This is a genomic window from Adhaeribacter rhizoryzae, assembly GCF_008629685.1.
Taxonomy (GTDB): Bacteria; Bacteroidota; Bacteroidia; order Cytophagales; family Hymenobacteraceae; genus Adhaeribacter; species Adhaeribacter rhizoryzae.
The window spans coordinates 21396-39459 of sequence record NZ_VWSF01000033.1; the positions used below are offsets into that span (position 1 = coordinate 21396).

Consider the following 18064-nt stretch of genomic DNA (forward strand, 5'->3'; position numbering starts at 1 on the left):
TTGGAGGAAAGCAGTAATTTATAGAAGCAGTTTAGTATTTTGCCTAAAAGTAAAGTTGGTTGCCTTTGCTGGCATTATCATTACCAATTCTTCACGTATCGACAACCTACTTGCTGGTGAAAACACCGAGCAAGGGCAGCGGCTTCATTCATTTTTTAAATACACAACAGGTTCTTATTTTACTTTAAATCACCTCGAATAAAACATCGGCGAAATAATGTTTGGGGTCGGTAAAAACCTGGTTAATTTTTAAACCTACCGAGTTGCCTAATTGCTCTATTTCGGGTAAAGTAAATTTATGCGAAGTTTCGGTGTGGATGGCCTCCCAGGCCTGAAAAGCTATTTCCTGATCTAAATCGGCCAGGTATATTTTTTGAGCCCTTGTGCTCAGTAAATAACTTTTCATGTTGCCGGTAACGGGATTATATTCGGCAAAATGCTTAAAATATTCCGGGTTAAAATCGGCTGCAAATTCCTGGTTAATGCGGTGCAGCAGGTTGTAATTAAAAGCCGCTGTAATACCGGCTGCATCGTCGTAAGCCTGCCGGATTACGTGCGGATCTTTCTGCAAATCGAAACCAATAAAAACTTTATCCTGGGCTTGTAAATATTGCCGGAGCTTTTGGGTAAAATGATTAATGGCTTTGGTTTCGAAGTTGCCGATATTGGAACCTAGAAAGAAAACTACTTTAGGATTAGTTTCTTTTTTCGTGAGCCAATCCAGCGCCGCAAAATATTCGGAGGCCAGCGGCCGCACCTGTAAGTGGGGCAATTCGGTTTGCAGTTCGGTTTGCAGGTGCTCCAGGGCATCTGCCGAAATATCGACGGGCACGTACGTAAAATCTATTTTTTGCTGCAGTAATTCCCGTAGAAGCAAGCGGGTTTTGGTAGCATCGCCGGCACCTAAATCAATTAAATTAAAAGCGGTAGCTTGCCCCAGTAGGCTGTATATTATTTCGCGGCATTGGGTCCGGAATATTTCGGTTTCGGTGCGGGTAAGGTAATATTCGGGCAAGTCCATAATTTGCCGGAAAAGCTTACTACCGGTACCATCGTAAAAGTATTTGGAAGACAGCTTTTTCGGGTGGCTCGTTAAACCTTTAACTACATCGGTCGCAAATTGGTTTCTTTGCTTTTTTTCGTCCTGGGTATAGGTCATTTTTTTTATCTTACGGGTTGGGTAGCGGGGTTTATTTGGTCCCTAAGCGGATGCCGCTAAATTGCCAGCGCTTATCGGCCGGAAAAAAATTGCGGTAAGTAGCACGAATGTGGCTGATAGGCGTGGCACAGGAACCACCCCGCAAAACCATTTGGTTTATCATAAATTTGCCGTTGTACTCGCCCAAAGCGCCAGGGGCAGTTTCAAAACCCGGGTATGGCAAATAAGCGCTGTTGGTCCATTCCCATACTTCGCCTAAATATTGGTGTAAGTTATTTGCCGGTTGGTTAGTAGCTGGTTGCGGATCATAAAAACCTGCTTCTAAAAAGCTTTTGGCTTGCGGTTCCGGCCGATAAACCTGGGCGGCGGCTTCCCACTCAAACTCGGTTAAAAGCCGGTGCCCGGCCCAATTAGCATACGCCGCTGCTTCGTAAAAACTAACATGCACCACCGGCGCGTCCCAATTTATGGGCTGCAAGCCATTAAGGGTAAACCGAAACCACTCGTTTTGCTGTTTAACCCAATAAAGCGGGGCATCCCAATTATTTTGCCGGGCTAAATCATAACCTTCGCCTAACCAATATTTAAAAACCTGATAACCGCCGGCTTCCATAAAAGCTAAATATTCCTGGTTAGTTACGAGCCGGTTCTGCACCTTAAATTCAGGTAACCACACCTGATGCGCCTGATGCTCGTTATCGAAGCTAAAGCCTGCGCCCGTGTAGCCAATGGTATAAAACCCGGCCGGCACCGGTAAAAATGCTGGCTCTGGTAGTTGGGTATTAGCTGCCTGCTTGGTAGCTGGCGTATAAACCGGCAAAAGCGGATTGGTGCTCAGAATATATTTAATATCGGTAACTAATAATTCCTGGTGCTGCTGTTCGTGTTGTAAGCCAATTTCCAATAGGGGCCAAATTTCTTCCGGTAAGCTTTCGGATTGCTCGTGCAGCAATATTTGCATTTGCTGGTTTATGTAACTTCTGTACTGGTAAATCTCCGCTAAAGGTGGCCGCGAGAGGGTGCCGCGCTGATCGCGCATTACCCGGCTGCCAACGGCATTGTAATAAGAGTTAAATAAATAGCTGTAAAGCGGGTTAAAAACCTGGTAAGCCTGCAAATATTTTTCCAGAATAAAAACTTCAAAAAACCAACTGGTATGGGCCAAATGCCACTTGGGCGGACTCACATCCACGATGGGTTGTACCACCGTATCTTCGGGTAAAAGCGGCTGACAAATTTTTTCGGTTTCGGCCCTTATTAAAGTAAACCGTTGCCAATATTCCTGAATGTTAAACTTATTAGCCATTTTTCTTAAACTTTGGCATTGATGTAGCTCTTAAACCCAAATTAATCTTAAAGGTTTTAGGGTTTGTTCTGTATGCGCAGTAAGCAAATATTTTAAGCTTAATATTAATTTGTGCGTAAGTTATAGTTTTGCCTTGTTTTTAGAATTAATTTTTAGCTGATGTCTTTAAAACTGGAGGTAATTCCGCACACGCTTAATTTTAAATTTGATGCCCGCACATCGCGCGGCGCCATGCAACAGCACCAGGTTTATTATTTTAAACTTTATAATACCCGGCAAAAAGAAATATTTGGGCTGGGGGAGTGCGCACCGTTACCGGGTTTAAGTCTGGAGCATCATCCGGACTTTAGAAAGCAGGTATTTAGACAAATTGAATATTTAAACCGAAATATTCAGGAAGTAGATTTACCAGATTTAAAATCAATAATTTATAATTCAGATTTAAAGAGTTTTCCTTCGGTTGTTTTTGGTTTGGAATCGGCTTGGCGGGATTTACTAGCCGGCGGCAAAAGAATACTTTTTAATAATGCGTTTACCCAACAAAAAAACGGTATTCCCATAAATGGCTTAATCTGGATGGGCGATAAACATTTTATGCAGGAGCAAATAAAGAAAAAACTGCAGGAAGGTTATGCGTGCCTGAAACTTAAAATTGGCGGCCTGGACTTTAACACCGAACTGGAAATATTAAAGGCAATCAGGAAAGTAGCCGGCGCCGAACATTTAACAATAAGGGTTGATGCCAACGGCGCTTTTTCCCCGGCCGAAGCTTTACCAAAATTAGAGAAACTAGCCGCTTTTAACTTACATTCCATTGAGCAGCCCATCCGGGCCGGACAAGCAGCCGAAATGCAGCGGCTTTGTAAAGTAACACCCGTTCCTATTGCTTTGGACGAAGAATTAATTGGTGTTACTGGCATAGACCAAAAAGAAATATTGCTGCGGGAGATTGCCCCGGCTTACATTATATTAAAACCTACCTTGTTGGGCGGCCTGCAGGCTACCGAAGAATGGATAAATATTGCCAGTCAGCTAGGAATAGATTGGTGGATTACTTCGGCTTTGGAATCAAATATTGGCCTGAATGCCATTAGCCAGTTTACGGCGCAGTATCCGGTTACCCGCGAGCAAGGTTTAGGAACCGGCCAGTTATACCATAATAATATTTCTTCGCCACTTTCTATTAAGCAGGGCAAGTTATATTATGAAAGAGAAAAAAAATGGGATTTAGATTTATTCAGGAAATAAATTATTTAATATTAGTTATTTAAATACAAGTAATTAATTTGATTGTTTAGCTTTAAATTGGATCAATTATATAGCTTCTTCCATTAATTTTTGCGCGAGTTGAGGTAAAGCCTCGCCGGATTTTACTGGTATTAAATGCAGATTGGGCCGTTTACTCATCGGTGGCAAGTTTGGGTCTATAACGTAAATAGTTGCTTTGGCTGGCACGTAATGTACCAAACCTGCTGCCGGATAAACTACCAGCGACGTGCCCACCACCATGAAAATATCCGCTTGTTGCGCTTCGGTAATCGCCAGGTCCATTAGCGGTACCATTTCGCCGAACCAAACAATATTGGGTCTTAACTGCGAACCTCTTTCGCATTTATCGCCCAATTTCAGTTCCCAACCTTCTATCGGGTAAACTAAACTTTCGTCGGCGGTGCTCCGCGACTGAAATAAACTGCCGTGCAGGTGAATTACTTTGGTAGAACCGGCCTGTTCGTGCAAGTGATCCACGTTTTGGGTAATAATGGTAACAGCGAATTTTTTTTCCAGCTCGGCCAGCGCCAAATGGCCCGGATTTGGTTTGGCTTGGGCGGCTTGTTTACGGCGCTGGTTATAAAAATCTAACACCAAGGCTTGGTTATTTCGCCATCCTTCCGGTGATGCCACTTCCATTACATCGTGGCCTTCCCATAAACCATTGGCATCTCTAAAGGTAGCAATACCGCTTTCGGCGCTAATACCAGCTCCGGTTAACACAACCAGTTTTTTTCTTTGCATGTTGGGTTATTTTAAATAAAAATGCCTCTAATGTTTCTATTCTTCGGCAGAAAAACAGAAAGGTTAGAGGCAAAAAGGTTATTTAAAAGAAATTATTTCTTTTTGGCCGTAGCTGTTGCTTTTTTGGTAGTTGTTGCAGCTTTTTTAGTAGTTGCGGCCGTAGTTTTTTTAGGAGCAGCTTTTTTCTTGGGCGCTTCTTTTTCCGGTTTTTCGGCTACCGCTTTTTTCTTAAAACCACCACGCGTTGGTTTATCGGGAGTTTGCTCCGCCAACGTTAAACATTCTTCTAAGGTCAGTTCACTAGGCTCTTTGCCTTTCGGAATTTTAACGTTTTTCTTACCCACTACTATGTACGGGCCGAAGCGGCCATTCAGCACTTGCACTTCCGGGTTTTCCTCAAAAGTTTTGATGCTTTTCTCGGCATCCGCTTTCCGTTTAGCTTCAATTATGGCAACGGCTTCTTCGGTATTAACGGTGTACGGGTCGTACTGTTTGCCCAAAGAATAAAATTTATTGTTGTGCTTAATAAACGGACCAAAACGGCCAATGGCTGCACTCATTTCTTTCTCTTCGTAGGTGCCTAAAACGCGGGGCAGCTTAAATAATTCCAGCGCATCTTCTAAGGTAATGCTTTCCAGAAACTGGCCTTTGCGTAAGCTGGCGTAAATTGGTTTTTCTTTAGTTTCTTCGTTTTCTTCGCCTAATTGCACGTAAGGTCCAAAGCGGCCAAGCTTGGCAGAAACTTTCTTACCGGTATTGGAATCAACACCCAAATCGCGGGCACCACTTACCGCAGAGCGTTCAATATTCTGGCTCGATTCTACAGTTTCGTGGAAAGGACCGTAAAAATTCTGAAGCATTTTATCCCATTCCTTTTTGCCGGTTGCAATCTGGTCGAATTCTTCTTCTACTTTAGCCGTAAATTTATAATCAATAATTGCCGGGAAATAATCTTCCAGAAAGTCGTTCACCACCATAGCCATATCGGTCGGGAATAATTTTCCTTTTTCGGCGCCGGTAATTTCGGTTTTTGTTTCGGGTTTTATTTCGTCGTTAACCAGGGTAAGTACCTGGTAAGCTCTTTCTTTGCCTTCGCGGTTATCTTTTTCTATATAGCCGCGCTTCTGAATAGTAGAAATAGTAGGAGCGTACGTAGAAGGCCGGCCAATGCCCAGTTCTTCGAGTTTCTTCACCAAACTAGCCTCGGTATAGCGGGGAGCGGGCCGGGTAAAGCGTTGGGTGGCTTGCAGGCGCTCTAAATTTAAATTTTGACCTACCGATAATGGCGGCAACATGCCTTTAATATCGTCGTTCTGTTCGCCGTCGTCCTTCGATTCAATGTATACTTTCAGGAAACCTTCAAACGTAACAACCTCGCCGGTAGCAATTAATTTAGCGCTGGGCTGGGTAGAAATGCCAATGGTAGCCGTTGTTTTTTCAATTTCTGCATCGGCCATTTGGGAAGCAATGGCGCGTTTCCAGATTAATTCGTACAAACGTTGTTCACTGCGGTCAGAACTGGCTTGTTTGGCGTTAAAGTCGGTGGGCCGGATGGCTTCGTGGGCTTCCTGCGCCGAACTTGATTTGGTGCGGTATTGCCGGGTTTTCGCGTAATCGGCCCCAAAGGCTCTGGTAATTTCGGTAGCAGCACCGTTTATGGCATCTTCCGATAAGTTGGTAGAGTCGGTACGCATGTACGAAATTTTACCGGCTTCGTAAAGCTTCTGGGCTACCGTCATGGTTTGGGCAACCGAATATCCTAATTTACGGCTGGCTTCCTGCTGCAGGGTAGAGGTGGTAAAAGGCGCGGCCGGACTTCTTTTAACCGGTTTTTTCTCCAGGTTTTCGATGGTATATGCAGCGCCTTTGCAATTTTCTAAAAAGGCTTGCGCTTCGGGTTGGGTTTTAAACCGCGTCGGCAATTCGGCTTCCAGTTGCTTGCCGTTAACCAATAAATAAGCTACTATTTTAAAAGCCGAATCGGCCTTAAATTTTTCTATTTCGCGTTCCCGCTCTACTACCAGGCGCACCGCTACCGACTGGACCCGGCCGGCCGAAAGCCCGGTTTTTATTTTTTTCCAGAGTACCGGCGAAAGCTCAAAACCAACCAGGCGGTCGAGTACCCGGCGGGCTTGCTGCGCATTAACCCGGTTTATATCTATTTTACGCGGCGATTCAATAGCGTTTAGAATGGCATTTTTGGTTATTTCCCGGAATACAATGCGCCGTGTTTTGGCATCGTTCAGGTTCAGGGCTTCGGATAAGTGCCAGGAGATGGCTTCACCCTCCCGGTCATCATCGGATGCGAGCCAGACCGTGTCGGCTTCTTTGGCAAGTTTCTTTAATTGGGCAATTACCTCTTTTTTATCGGCCGAAACCACATAAGTAGGTTTAAAACCATTTTTAATATCAATGGCATTATTATCCTTGGGTAAATCGCGTACGTGGCCAAAGCTAGACTTAACTATAAAATCTTTACCCAGGTAACCTTCTATTGTTTTGGCTTTTGCCGGTGACTCAACTATAACTAAATTCTTAACCATTCTTACTTTTACTATAACTCCGACCCTACAAGCCAATTTTTTTCAAAGATGAATATTTTTTTTTTAATAAAACAACTGGCTATAACATTTGAAAGTTCTATAAAATTTAAATAAAACTTTATTTAGTACTGTTATATATAAACTGTAGTTGTTATTTATGCCTAAAAATTTATTTCTGTGCCGCCACGCCCACACCCCAGAGGCTTTAAAAAATCAATTGGATTTTGACCGGGCGCTTTCGCCAACCGGTGTACAAGAGGCAACAAAAGCTGGTTTTTTTATTAAAGCGTTCGGCCTTATCATCGACGAAATTATTTGCAGCGCCGCTGTCAGAACCCGCCAGACTGCTTATAAAATAGCAGAAGTGCTTAGTTATGAACAAAGTAAGCTAAAATCGAGCCAGGAATTATATAATTCGTCCGCCGCTTATATATTACACGAAATTGCTTCTTTGCCCGAATCGGCCCAGACCGTAATAATAGTGAGTCACAATCCGGCGGTTTCGCAAGTAGTTAGTAAATTAATCAACAGTAAAGTATACGTGCCAACCGGCGGTTGTAATTATTTTATTTCGGAAGCTACCGAATGGGCCTTGGTAGAGCACGAGCCGTTTAAACTGCACCTTAATTACTAATATTTTTAAGCTAATTAAGAGATACAATTAAGGCGGGCAAATGTACTTGCACATTTTAGTACCTCATGTGCTTGCATAAGCCAAAATAAACCTGAATATTATTCCGCTGGATTTCAGATTATTAATATTTAGCTTTCCGGCATGCAGATAAATTTTTGTAATATTATAGTAAATTACAGGTTTCAGGTATTGGTAAGTAATTCAAAAATGATAAAATTTGTAGTTACTTACGCAATAATTTAGTTCCTTTAAAGCTTTACCAACCAAATCAGCAATATTTAATTAAATACTTTTCTGCATAAGAATGGCGCCAAAAATAGTATCTGTGATTAACCAAAAAGGTGGCACAGGGAAAACTACTACCACAATAAATTTAGGAAGTGCCTTAAGTAAAACCGGGAAAAAAATATTACTGATAGACCTCGATCCGCAGGCCAATCTTTCTTATTCGTTAGGAGTGGAAGAACCGCAGGGTACCCTGGCCGATGTTTTTAGCGGCAGTAAAAGTTTAAACCAAATAATACTTAAACAAGAAAACTTAAGCATTGCCCCGGGTTCTAATGAGTTGGTAGATATTGAAATATCTTTGGTTACCCAGCCGCAACGCGAAAGTTTTCTGAAAAATATATTAGCCGAGGCCAAAGGCTATGATTTTATTTTAATAGATTGCCCGCCTTCGTTGTCGCTGCTGACGGTAAATGCATTGGCAGCTTCCGACGAAGTGTTAATTCCATTGCAAATGGAAGTATTAACCTTGCAGGGGTTAAGCCAGATTTTAAATACGGTTAAGCAAGTACAATCGGCTTTTAACCCTAAATTAAAGGTAAAGGGCATCGTGGTGGTTATGTTCGATAAAAGACGAAAACTTAGTTCGGAAATTCAGGAATATTTAGAGCAAAATATTGCCGAAAGAATATTTAAAACCCGGATTCGTCTGAACGTGAAGTTGGCCGAAGCGCCTTCGTTTGGCAAAAGCGTGCTGGACTATGACCCGGGTTCTTACGGCGCCCAGGATTACCAGGCACTGGCTGCCGAATTTTTAAATACAAAATAATCCGTTTAGTTTTCTTCGGCAGAAAATAACGGTCTTACAGTTACATTCCATTAGTTTATAATATACACAGGGTCAAGCATATGGCTTTAGGAAAAAACATGAAGTTGAATAAAGATAAACTGATTGCAAAATCGGAACAAGAAGAAACAGCACCGATGCAACCAGCGGAGAAGAACCTTACCAACGAGGCAACTGCTCCACCCGAGGCGCCGGTAACAGCTTCTAATCCGGAAGCAACCCCCAAACGCGCCGGAACCCGGGCCAAAGCTATACCGGCCGCTATAGCCACGGTAGCCGAACCGCCTGCCGATAAAAATGGTAAAATCAAGCTTCCGGCAGAAAACCCTGTGAACGGTGCTAATGGAAAAAACGGCTTTAAAGGCTTGGACGATGAATATGTAAACGAACAGCTTAACCGGGTATTATTTGCATTAGATGCCTTTAAAAAAGGCGATGTTTCAGTTAGGTTAACCAAGCAGCACAATGATATTTTTGCCGACATTGCCGAAGCCTATAACTCTATGGTAGAGATGATTGGGGGTGTAGGTGGCGAAGTATCGCGGATTTCGAAAGTTGCCGGAGTAGAAGGTAACCTGAAAGCCCGGGCCTCGGCCGAAAACGCGGCCGGCTTCTGGAAAGACATGATCAATAATATTAATGGTCTGGTCGATTCCATTGCGGTTCCGGTTTTAGAGGTAGGTAAGGTATTAAAGAATATTTCGCGGGGTAACCTCGACGAAAGCTTCCAGATTCCGGTATCCGGTGATTTTAAAGTAATGGCCGAAACCATTAACCGCACCATTGATAACCTGAATATTTTTGCCGGTGAAGTAACTCGGGTGGCCTTGGAAGTAGGCTCGGAAGGTAAATTAGGTGGCCAGGCGGGTGTGCCTAACGTAGCGGGTGTTTGGAAAGAACTCACCGACAACGTAAACACCATGGCCAGTAACCTGACTTTACAAGTTAGGGATATTGCCAACGTAGCCACCGCCGTTGCCCGCGGCGATTTAAGCCAGAAAATTACGGTAGATGTAAAAGGCGAAATGCTTTTATTAAAAGAGAACATCAACCAAATGGTGGACTCTTTAAATATTTTTGGCGATGAAGTTACGCGGGTAGCCCGCGAAGTAGGTTCCGAGGGTAAACTGGGTGGCCAGGCCAATGTGCCCAACGTGGGTGGTACCTGGAAAGTGCTGACCGACAACGTAAACACCATGGCCAGCAACTTAACCTTACAAATGCGCGATATTGCCAACGTGGCTACTGCGGTAGCCAAAGGTGATTTGCGGCAAAAAATTACGGTTAATGTAAAAGGCGAATTCCTGGAGTTAAAGGAAAATATTAACCAAATGGTTGATTCGCTTAACGTATTTGCCGGAGAGGTAACCCGTGTGGCTTTAGAAGTAGGAACGGAAGGTAAACTGGGCGGCCAGGCTAAAGTGCCCAATGTAGCCGGGGTTTGGAAAGACCTGACGGAAAATGTGAACGCCATGGCGGGTAACTTAACCAGCCAGGTGCGCGATATTGCCAATGTTGCCACCGCCGTTGCCCGCGGCGACTTAAGCCAGAAAATTACGGTGGATGTACGGGGCGAATTATTGCAATTAAAAGAGAACATCAACCAAATGGTGGACTCTTTGAATATTTTTGGACGGGAAGTTATTCGGGTAGCCCTGGAAGTGGGTGCCGAAGGAATATTAGGCGGCCAGGCCAAAGTGCCGAACGTGGCCGGCGTGTGGAAGGATTTAACGGATAACGTTAATTTTATGGCGGGTAACTTAACCAGCCAGGTACGCGATATTGCCAACGTAGCTACCGCCGTGGCAAAAGGCGATCTAAGTCAGAAAATGACCGTTAATGTAAAAGGCGAAATCCTGGAACTCAAAAATATTCTGAACCAGATGGTAGACTCGCTGAACGTGTTTGCCGGTGAGGTTACGCGGGTGGCTTTAGAAGTAGGAACCGAAGGTAAACTGGGCGGGCAAGCCGAAGTGCCGAATGTAGCTGGCGTTTGGAAAGAACTTACGAATAATGTAAACGCCATGGCGGGTAACTTAACCAGCCAGGTGCGCGATATTGCCAATGTAGCCACCGCCGTTGCCCGCGGCGACTTAAGCCAGAAAATTACGGTGGATGTACGCGGCGAATTATTGCAACTAAAAGAGAACATCAACCAAATGGTGGACTCTTTGAATATTTTCGGCGATGAAGTTACGCGGGTAGCCCGCGAAGTAGGTTCCGAAGGTAAACTGGGTGGCCAGGCCAATGTGCCCAACGTGGGTGGTACCTGGAAAGTGCTGACCGACAATGTAAACACCATGGCCAGCAATTTAACCTTGCAGGTGCGCGATATTGCCACCGTAGCTACTGCCGTTGCCAAAGGTGATTTAAGTAAAAAAATTACGGTAGATGTACGGGGCGAAATGCTGCTGTTAAAAGAGTACATTAACCAAATGGTGGACTCCTTAAATATTTTCACCAATGAGGTAACCCGCGTAGCGCTGGAAGTAGGCTCGGAAGGTAAATTGGGTGGCCAGGCGGGTGTGCCTAACGTAGCGGGGGTTTGGAAAGAACTTACCGAGAACGTAAACACCATGGCCAGTAACTTAACCAGCCAGGTACGCGATATTGCCAATGTTGCTACGGCCGTTGCCCGCGGCGATTTGAGCCAGAAAATTACCGTTGATGTAAAAGGCGAACTCTTGCAGTTGAAGGACAACATCAACCAAATGGTAAACTCCCTGAATATTTTCGCCGACGAAGTTACCCGGGTATCCCGTGAGGTAGGTTCCGAAGGTAAACTGGGCGGCCAAGCCAATGTACCTAATGTAGGCGGGGTTTGGAAAGAGCTTACCAATAATGTTAATACCATGGCTACCAACTTAACCAGTCAGGTACGCGATATTGCCAACGTAGCCACGGCCGTGGCCCGCGGCGATTTGAGCCAGAAAATGACGGTAGATGTTAAAGGCGAAATTCTGGAACTCAAAAATATTCTGAACCAGATGGTAGACTCGCTGAACGTATTTGCCGGTGAGGTTACGCGGGTAGCCCAGGAAGTAGGTTCCGAAGGTAAGCTGGGTGGACAAGCTGCCGTGCCAAACGTAGGTGGGGTTTGGAAACAGCTTACCGATAACGTAAACCGGATGGCGACCAACCTAACGGTTCAGGTGCGGGGCATTGTAAAAGTAGTAACGGCGGTATCGAAAGGTGACCTTACCCAAAAGCTGACGCTCGAAACCAAAGGCGAAATGGCTGATTTGGCCGAAACTATTAATAACATGGTGGATGACCTGAACCGTTTAGCCGGTGAAGTAAGCCGGGTAGCCAGAGTGGCTGGGGTAGAAGGAAAACTTACCGAGCGCGCCACAGTACTGGGTGTAAGCGGAAGCTGGAAAGAATTAGTAGATACCCTCAACGACCTGCTAGAATCAATTGTATCGCCGGTACTCGAAGTATCGCGTATTGTACGCGCTATTTCCGAAGGTGATTTAACCCAAAAAGTAGAAATTCATACGGCCGGCGATATACTGGCCATGGCCAACGCCGTTAACCTGGCGGTAGATAACCTGAACTCCCTTTTGGGCGAAATTAACGACAGCTCTTTGGTTGTGGGCAGCTCTTCCGAAGAAATGGCGAATAAAGGTTTAGACATGAGCCGCGTAATGGTAGATGTGGCTTTATCGATGCAGCAAATGGCAGAAGGTGCTGCTAACCAGGCCCTTAAAACCGACCAAGCGTTTAAGCTGATCGAGGAAATTATGAAAGCCACGAAAGAAACCGCCAACAAAGCCGATGTGGTAAACCGGGCGGCCATCATGGGTGAAGAAACTTCCCAGTTAGGCTTAAAAACTGTGGCTGAAGTGGTGAAGAACATGGAAGAAATTTCGACGGCAGCGGCCCTGACAGCAAAAACCATTGAAGTACTAAGTACCCGTTCGCAGGAAATATCTAAATCGTTGGGCGTTATAACCGATATTGCTTCGCAAACCAACTTACTGGCCTTGAATGCCGCCATTGAAGCGGCCCGGGCCGGTGAAGCTGGTCGCGGTTTTGCCGTAGTAGCCGAAGAAATCCGGAAACTGGCGGAAGGCTCCCGTAAATCAGCCAATGAAATTGCTACGCTGGTAGACGATGTTAAAAAAGATACTTCATCGGCGGCGGCGGCGATCTCGACCATGGAAGGCCGGGTATTAAAAGGAAAAAATGCCACCTTCGAAGCTTCCGGCGCCTTTAAAAATATTGCCAATTCCACCGGCGAAACCTTGCGTTCTTCACAAGATATTTTAACTGCTACCGAAGTACAAAAATCATCTATTTCGGATGTGGTGAAATACGTGGAAGAGGTGGTAGCTATTGCCGAACAAACGGCCAATGGTACCCAGCAGGTGGCAGGTACGGCCAAGCAATTATCCGGCTCGATGCAGGAACTTACCGCGTCTAGTCAGCAACTGAACGAAATTGCCGATGATTTACAAATTGCTATTTCGGCCTTTAAGTTAATTAACGGTAGCTATATACCGCACGGCCGCACTATTCGCCGCATGGGCTTCCCGGCCAATAGCCGCGATTATTTAGTTACTCCGCCGCGCATGCAGGAATTAAATAGAATTCCGGATGTAAGAAATTCAGGATTTAACAGCGCTCCCGACGATAGGTTTACCGGCAGTGGCAATTTTTCTAACGGGCGCTCGGGTGGGTTAAACACGGGTAATACCGGCGGCAGTAATTCATCCTTATCTGATGATGCTAAAAAATCGCCAGCCAAAAAAGGTTCTCCTAAATCTAAATCTTAAAAAGAATGGAACTGGAAGAACGGCGGGAAAAACGCGACCGGAAAATGGAACCCATGGTTCACCTGATAGTATTTAAGTTAGGTTCTGAAGAATACGGTATCCGGATTGAGCAGGTAAAAGAAGTAACGGTTACGCCCGAAATTACCCGCATGCCCAAAACACCTAAGTTTATAAAAGGTATTGCCAATATTCGGGGCGATATTATAGCTATTATGGACCTGGAAGAACGGTTTAATGTGGCGCCCCCGGCCGATGTAAACAACCTGAATTACTACAAGAATACGTTTACACTGGCCCTGGAGGCCAGCGATTATACCATGGGTTTAATTGTGCGCGAAATGCCCCAATCCTTAACCATTCCGGTATCGCAGATAGATAAAACGCCTGCTTTTATACAGGATTTAAATATTAACGAAAACTTTATTGAGGGAATTGGTAAAATAAATGGCCGATTAATAATTGTGCTGGATATTTTACGTATTCTCACCAGCGATGAAGTACAACAATTAAAAATGTCTTCCTGAACCAAGACTTTTTTGTTTTAAAACTGCCTTATTTAATTTATGAAAAAAAGAATATTAATCGTTGATGATTCCTTTTACATGCGCACCATGCTCAAAAATATGCTCACGGACGCAGGTTACGAGGTAGTAGGCGAAGCGCCTAACGGGCAAACCGCTTTGCAAATGGCCAAAGAAACCAACCCGGATTTAATAACCCTAGATGTTATTTTACCGGATAATACGGGTTTAGATGTGTTAAAAGGCATCCGGAAAGACCAACCCGATATGAAAGTGGTTATTGTGAGTGCTGTGGGGCAGGAAGTAATTGTAACCGAAGCCATAGAAAACGGTGCGCTGGCTTATATTGTAAAGCCTTTTTCTGAAGATAAAGTGTTGGAAGTAGTTGGCAACGCGCTGAAAGACTAAAACCTGGGTTAAGCGGTTTTTATTTAACTGATTCAGGAAGTAAGCGCATTTGGGAGTGGGGTTATCAAGAAAATAAAAATAATAATTGCGGATTTCTCGGGTTTTTCGCGTTTGGTATTAACCAATATTTTAAACGCCGAAGTAGACCTGGAGGTGCTGGATACAGCCGAAAATGGCGATGATTTGCTCCGGAAATTGAAAGCCACAAGGCCCGATTTGGTAATTGCCGATTACGATTTGCCGAAGAACAGCCGTTTATTTTGTTTCAGGCGCATTAAGTTGGAGTACCAGATACCCATTTTGTTGCTGGTTAGCCGCGACAACGTGGCCGAGGATTTTATATTTAAAGCCATGCAGGTAGGCGTTTACGATTACGTAAAAATTTCGACGCATACCATGTTGCCGCAGCTCCGGCAGATTCAGGAAGAAATTGTGCTGAAGGTTAGATCGGTAATGGAAATTAAAAATTATCAGCAGGCATTGGTTAAACCAACTCACCTGGCTCATAATTTACGTTTTCGGGCCCATCGTTTACCAACAAAGCAATTACAGCGGCAGCCGCAGTCTGTTGTTGTATTAGGGGCTTCAACCGGCGGCGCCAAAGCCATTGAATATATTTTAAGCCGGATTAAACCCGACTTAAAAACAGTAGTGTTGGTAGCCTTGCATTTGCCGGTTAGGTTTACGGGCATTTTTACCGCGCGCTTACAAAGTTTAACCAGTTTAAAAGTACTGGAAGGTAAAGCCGGTATGCGTTTAGAAGCCGGTAAAGTAATTATTGCTCCCGGAAATAAAAATATGGTAGTTAACCAGCATTTAGGCCAGCATCACGATTTTCGGATTAATTTTTCCGATGAACCCGCCGATGAATTTGATTGTCCGTCAGTGGATATTCTGATGCGTTCGGTAGCTGAACTGGCCGGGCCGTTTACGTTGGGGGTAATACTCACCGGCATGGGAAAAGACGGCACCACGGGCACGCAGGCTATTTTACAAAATGGCGGCGATACCGTGGCCCAGGACGAAGCTTCGTCGGCTATTTTTGGAATGGCCAAATCAGCAATTGAAAACGGAAATATTAAAAAAATATTAAGCTTAACCCAAATACCAGATTACATTAACCGGTTTGCCGAGTACCATCAGATTTAGGCCAGCCGACTATTACGGATGAAATCGAGAGAACAAGAATACAAGGAAATATTTATTGGCGAAGCGCTGGAATATTACGATGCCCTAAACCGGCACATCAGCGATCTGGAGAAAAATCCGGAAAACGAAACGCTGCTAGCCGAAATATTTCGCTTGCTTCATAACCTGAAAGCGAATGCGAAAGCAATTGGTTACCTCCCGATTGCCGATTTATCGCATAAACTCGAAACCGCTTTTGAGCTGATCCGGAATAAAAAAATTGCTTTTGCCGATGAAACCGTAACCGTATTATTTGACGGCATTGATTTGTTAGGCGAACTTATTCATAACCTGGACCGGGAAGGTTATCAACCCCAGGACGAACCCATCATCCGTAACCTGGATCTGGTAGTAGAATCGGCGGATAAAGGCAGTAAACCCAGCGAACGCGCCGTTGAAGTGGCCAAAGGTCCCAAATACCTGAATGCCAAAAATATTCAGTTATCCGACCTGATTTATATTCAGATTAAAAAACTGGATCATTTATTAAACCTGGTGGGCGAATTAATTATTGACCGAGACCGGATTATTTCTATTAGTAAAGAACTGGACCATCCGGATTTGGCTACGGTTAGTTCGCATTTATACCGGCTTACCGAAGATTTGCAATTTAGCGTAATGGATGCGCGGCTGGTAACCATTGGTTCTTTGTTTAACAAATTTCCCAGGATTGCGCGCGACATTGCCGTTGCCGAAAAAAAGGAAATTCATTTGGATATAAGCGGCCAGGACATTCAGATTGACCGGAATATATTGCAGATAATTACCGATTCGCTGCTGCACATTATGCGTAATGCCATTTCGCACGGCATAGAACCGGCCGAAACCAGGGTAGCGGCTGGTAAACCAGCCGTAGGTAATATTAAGTTATCGGCGCAAAGCGATCGCGAGCTGGTACAGATAAGGTTAAGCGACGATGGCAAAGGCATTGATTTAGACGATGTGCGCCGCGGCATTGTGCAGAAAGGGTTTTTACCGGCCGAAGCTGCTAACGAACTGCGCGATTCGGAGGCGTTATCGTATATTTTTGAACCGGGCTTTTCGCTGGCCAAGCAAATTACCGAAGTTTCGGGGCGGGGAGTTGGGCTAGATGTTGTAAAAAATGCCATTGACAGCATTGGCGGCCGCATTCGGATTGATTCGGAAAAAGGCAAAGGCACTACGTTTACTTTGCATTTGCCCACTTCTATTGCGGTAAAAGGCGCTTTGTTGTTTGAGGTAGATAATAGTTTTTACGCCATTCCGCTGATGCATACCGATTCGGTGGTGGCTTTGGATAAAGACGAACTACACGAAATTGGCGGCTTGCTGGTGGCCGATATTAAAAACGAAACCATAACGGTAATATCGTTAAATCAGTTTTTAACAGCCAGCGAGGCCACCATGAACCTGGGCAGCAAAGCAAAACTGCAGGGCGTGGTCCAGAATATTATTATTGTTACTTATAACAACCGTAAACTGGGTCTCATTGTCGATAAATTATACCGGCAACAAGATATTGTAATTAAACCCCTGAATAAACCGGTTGATAGTATTGAAATTTACGGTGGGGTAACCTTATTGGGCTCCGGCAAAGTTTGTTTAGTGTTGGATGTACCGGCACTCACTCGTTATTTTTTAACTAAAAAGTAAAAAATACGCTTAAAGCAAAGTTACCTATATTTAAAAATTAGTACATGGAACTTAGAATAAGTGAACTGGAAAAAGACATTATTAAGGAAATCCTGAATATAGGGTTGGCGCGGGCGGCAGATTCTTTTGCATCCATCTCCCGCGACCGGGTTTTGCTGAAGGTGCCCAACATGGAGCTTATTAGCGCCAAAGAAGTAATAGATACTTTGGAACAGTTCGAACAAAATCACGAGATTATTCAATCAGATATTAAAGGTGATTTTAACGGCACCACCCTGATGAATTTTTCCCGGTTACATATTCAAAAGCTTTCCGAGGTTTGTTTAAACATGAAGCCTCCCTTTCCGGAAGAACTGAACGACATGCAGGAATCGTTGCTGCTGGAAATCAGTAATATTATTACGGGGGCTTTTGTAACGCAATTAGCCAATATTTTAAAAGCCAATATTTACGGTTCGCCGCCGGTACATCCCGAAAAAGGTAACCTGGGCAGCTCGCTGAATCATATTTTTGACAGCCATCCTTTTTTTCAGCCCATTATTTTTACGGTAATTACGCATTTCACCAATTTTGAAGAAATGGTAGAATTGCCGTTGTTCCTGTTCTTCGATACCGAAACTTTTACCAAAATTCTGGAAATTATTCGGTCCTATAACTTTTATGAACTTAACAATTAGGTTTTTAATAAATATTTAACCCTTAACCAGATATAATATTAACCTTTAAGCTTAATGCTTTTCATAGCTATTTAAACTAAAGAATTATTGCCTGGCTTTTCTGTTAAAACTAAAGTTTTGCTTAAATATTTGT

13 protein-coding genes are annotated in these 18064 nt (G+C 44.1%); 9 read left to right on the forward strand and 4 right to left on the reverse strand.

The features are described from left to right. Positions 1-184 precede the first annotated feature (184 nt). Together egtD and egtB are read right to left on the reverse strand one after the other, a co-directional pair. A complete protein-coding gene (gene egtD / locus F0145_RS24565) occupies positions 185-1159 on the reverse strand; it encodes an L-histidine N(alpha)-methyltransferase (protein ID WP_150093056.1) in 975 nt (324 codons plus the stop codon). Positions 1160-1190: 31 nt separating this feature from the next. Further along, a complete protein-coding gene (gene egtB / locus F0145_RS24570) occupies positions 1191-2465 on the reverse strand; it encodes an ergothioneine biosynthesis protein EgtB (RefSeq protein ID WP_150093058.1) in 1275 nt (424 codons plus the stop codon). Positions 2466-2624: 159 nt separating this feature from the next. On the opposite strand from egtB, the gene F0145_RS24575 reads away from it, so the two are divergent. Further along, positions 2625-3713 carry an o-succinylbenzoate synthase gene (locus F0145_RS24575; RefSeq protein ID WP_150093060.1) on the forward strand — a complete coding sequence of 363 codons (1089 nt, stop codon included), beginning with the start codon at positions 2625-2627 and terminating at the stop codon, positions 3711-3713. Between the two features lie 66 nt (positions 3714-3779). Here F0145_RS24575 and F0145_RS24580 read toward each other — a convergent pair whose 3' ends face one another. Together F0145_RS24580 and topA are read right to left on the reverse strand one after the other, a co-directional pair. Further along, positions 3780-4478 (reverse strand): SIR2 family NAD-dependent protein deacylase, encoded by a 699-nt coding sequence (locus tag F0145_RS24580; protein WP_150093062.1) that lies wholly within the window; start codon positions 4476-4478, stop codon positions 3780-3782. A 92-nt stretch (positions 4479-4570) separates the two neighbouring features. Next, positions 4571-7021: a type I DNA topoisomerase gene (gene topA / locus F0145_RS24585; protein WP_150093064.1), complete on the reverse strand. Its 2451-nt coding sequence runs from the start codon at positions 7019-7021 to the stop codon at positions 4571-4573. Positions 7022-7178: 157 nt separating this feature from the next. On the opposite strand from topA, the gene F0145_RS24590 reads away from it, so the two are divergent. The 8 genes from F0145_RS24590 to F0145_RS24625 all read left to right on the forward strand — a co-directional run bounded on the left by F0145_RS24590 (position 7179) and on the right by F0145_RS24625 (position 17931). Then, complete coding sequence (locus tag F0145_RS24590) at positions 7179-7655, forward strand: SixA phosphatase family protein (RefSeq protein ID WP_150093066.1); 477 nt, start codon at positions 7179-7181, stop codon at positions 7653-7655. A gap of 304 nt (positions 7656-7959) precedes the next feature. Next, complete coding sequence (locus F0145_RS24595) at positions 7960-8709, forward strand: ParA family protein (RefSeq protein ID WP_150093068.1); 750 nt, start codon at positions 7960-7962, stop codon at positions 8707-8709. Between the two features lie 98 nt (positions 8710-8807). After that, complete coding sequence (locus F0145_RS24600; RefSeq protein WP_223816226.1) at positions 8808-13505, forward strand: HAMP domain-containing protein; 4698 nt, start codon at positions 8808-8810, stop codon at positions 13503-13505. A 5-nt stretch (positions 13506-13510) separates the two neighbouring features. Continuing rightward, positions 13511-14029, forward strand: a complete 519-nt coding sequence (locus F0145_RS24605) for a chemotaxis protein CheW (RefSeq protein ID WP_150093070.1) — start codon at positions 13511-13513, stop codon at positions 14027-14029. A 39-nt stretch (positions 14030-14068) separates the two neighbouring features. Continuing rightward, positions 14069-14434 carry a response regulator gene (locus F0145_RS24610; protein ID WP_150093072.1) on the forward strand — a complete coding sequence of 122 codons (366 nt, stop codon included), beginning with the start codon at positions 14069-14071 and terminating at the stop codon, positions 14432-14434. A gap of 84 nt (positions 14435-14518) precedes the next feature. After that, positions 14519-15583 carry a chemotaxis protein CheB gene (locus F0145_RS24615; protein WP_223816227.1) on the forward strand — a complete coding sequence of 355 codons (1065 nt, stop codon included), beginning with the start codon at positions 14519-14521 and terminating at the stop codon, positions 15581-15583. An 18-nt stretch (positions 15584-15601) separates the two neighbouring features. Then, positions 15602-17254, forward strand: a complete 1653-nt coding sequence (locus F0145_RS24620; protein ID WP_150093076.1) for a chemotaxis protein CheA — start codon at positions 15602-15604, stop codon at positions 17252-17254. 44 nt (positions 17255-17298) lie between these two features. After that, positions 17299-17931 (forward strand): chemotaxis protein CheC, encoded by a 633-nt coding sequence (locus F0145_RS24625; RefSeq protein WP_150093078.1) that lies wholly within the window; start codon positions 17299-17301, stop codon positions 17929-17931. Positions 17932-18064: the final 133 nt, after the last annotated feature.

What these genes read in the sequence shown, in the direction of transcription:
- egtD (WP_150093056.1), bottom strand. Translation starts at nt 1,159, where the DNA reads ATGACCTATACCCAGGACGAAAAAAAGCAAAGAAACCAATTTGCGACC.
- egtB (WP_150093058.1), bottom strand. Translation starts at nt 2,465, where the DNA reads ATGGCTAATAAGTTTAACATTCAGGAATATTGGCAACGGTTTACTTTA.
- F0145_RS24575 (WP_150093060.1), top strand. Translation starts at nt 2,625, where the DNA reads ATGTCTTTAAAACTGGAGGTAATTCCGCACACGCTTAATTTTAAATTT.
- F0145_RS24580 (WP_150093062.1), bottom strand. Translation starts at nt 4,478, where the DNA reads ATGCAAAGAAAAAAACTGGTTGTGTTAACCGGAGCTGGTATTAGCGCC.
- topA (WP_150093064.1), bottom strand. Translation starts at nt 7,021, where the DNA reads ATGGTTAAGAATTTAGTTATAGTTGAGTCACCGGCAAAAGCCAAAACA.
- F0145_RS24590 (WP_150093066.1), top strand. Translation starts at nt 7,179, where the DNA reads ATGCCTAAAAATTTATTTCTGTGCCGCCACGCCCACACCCCAGAGGCT.
- F0145_RS24595 (WP_150093068.1), top strand. Translation starts at nt 7,960, where the DNA reads ATGGCGCCAAAAATAGTATCTGTGATTAACCAAAAAGGTGGCACAGGG.
- F0145_RS24600 (WP_223816226.1), top strand. Translation starts at nt 8,808, where the DNA reads ATGAAGTTGAATAAAGATAAACTGATTGCAAAATCGGAACAAGAAGAA.
- F0145_RS24605 (WP_150093070.1), top strand. Translation starts at nt 13,511, where the DNA reads ATGGAACTGGAAGAACGGCGGGAAAAACGCGACCGGAAAATGGAACCC.
- F0145_RS24610 (WP_150093072.1), top strand. Translation starts at nt 14,069, where the DNA reads ATGAAAAAAAGAATATTAATCGTTGATGATTCCTTTTACATGCGCACC.
- F0145_RS24620 (WP_150093076.1), top strand. Translation starts at nt 15,602, where the DNA reads ATGAAATCGAGAGAACAAGAATACAAGGAAATATTTATTGGCGAAGCG.
- F0145_RS24625 (WP_150093078.1), top strand. Translation starts at nt 17,299, where the DNA reads ATGGAACTTAGAATAAGTGAACTGGAAAAAGACATTATTAAGGAAATC.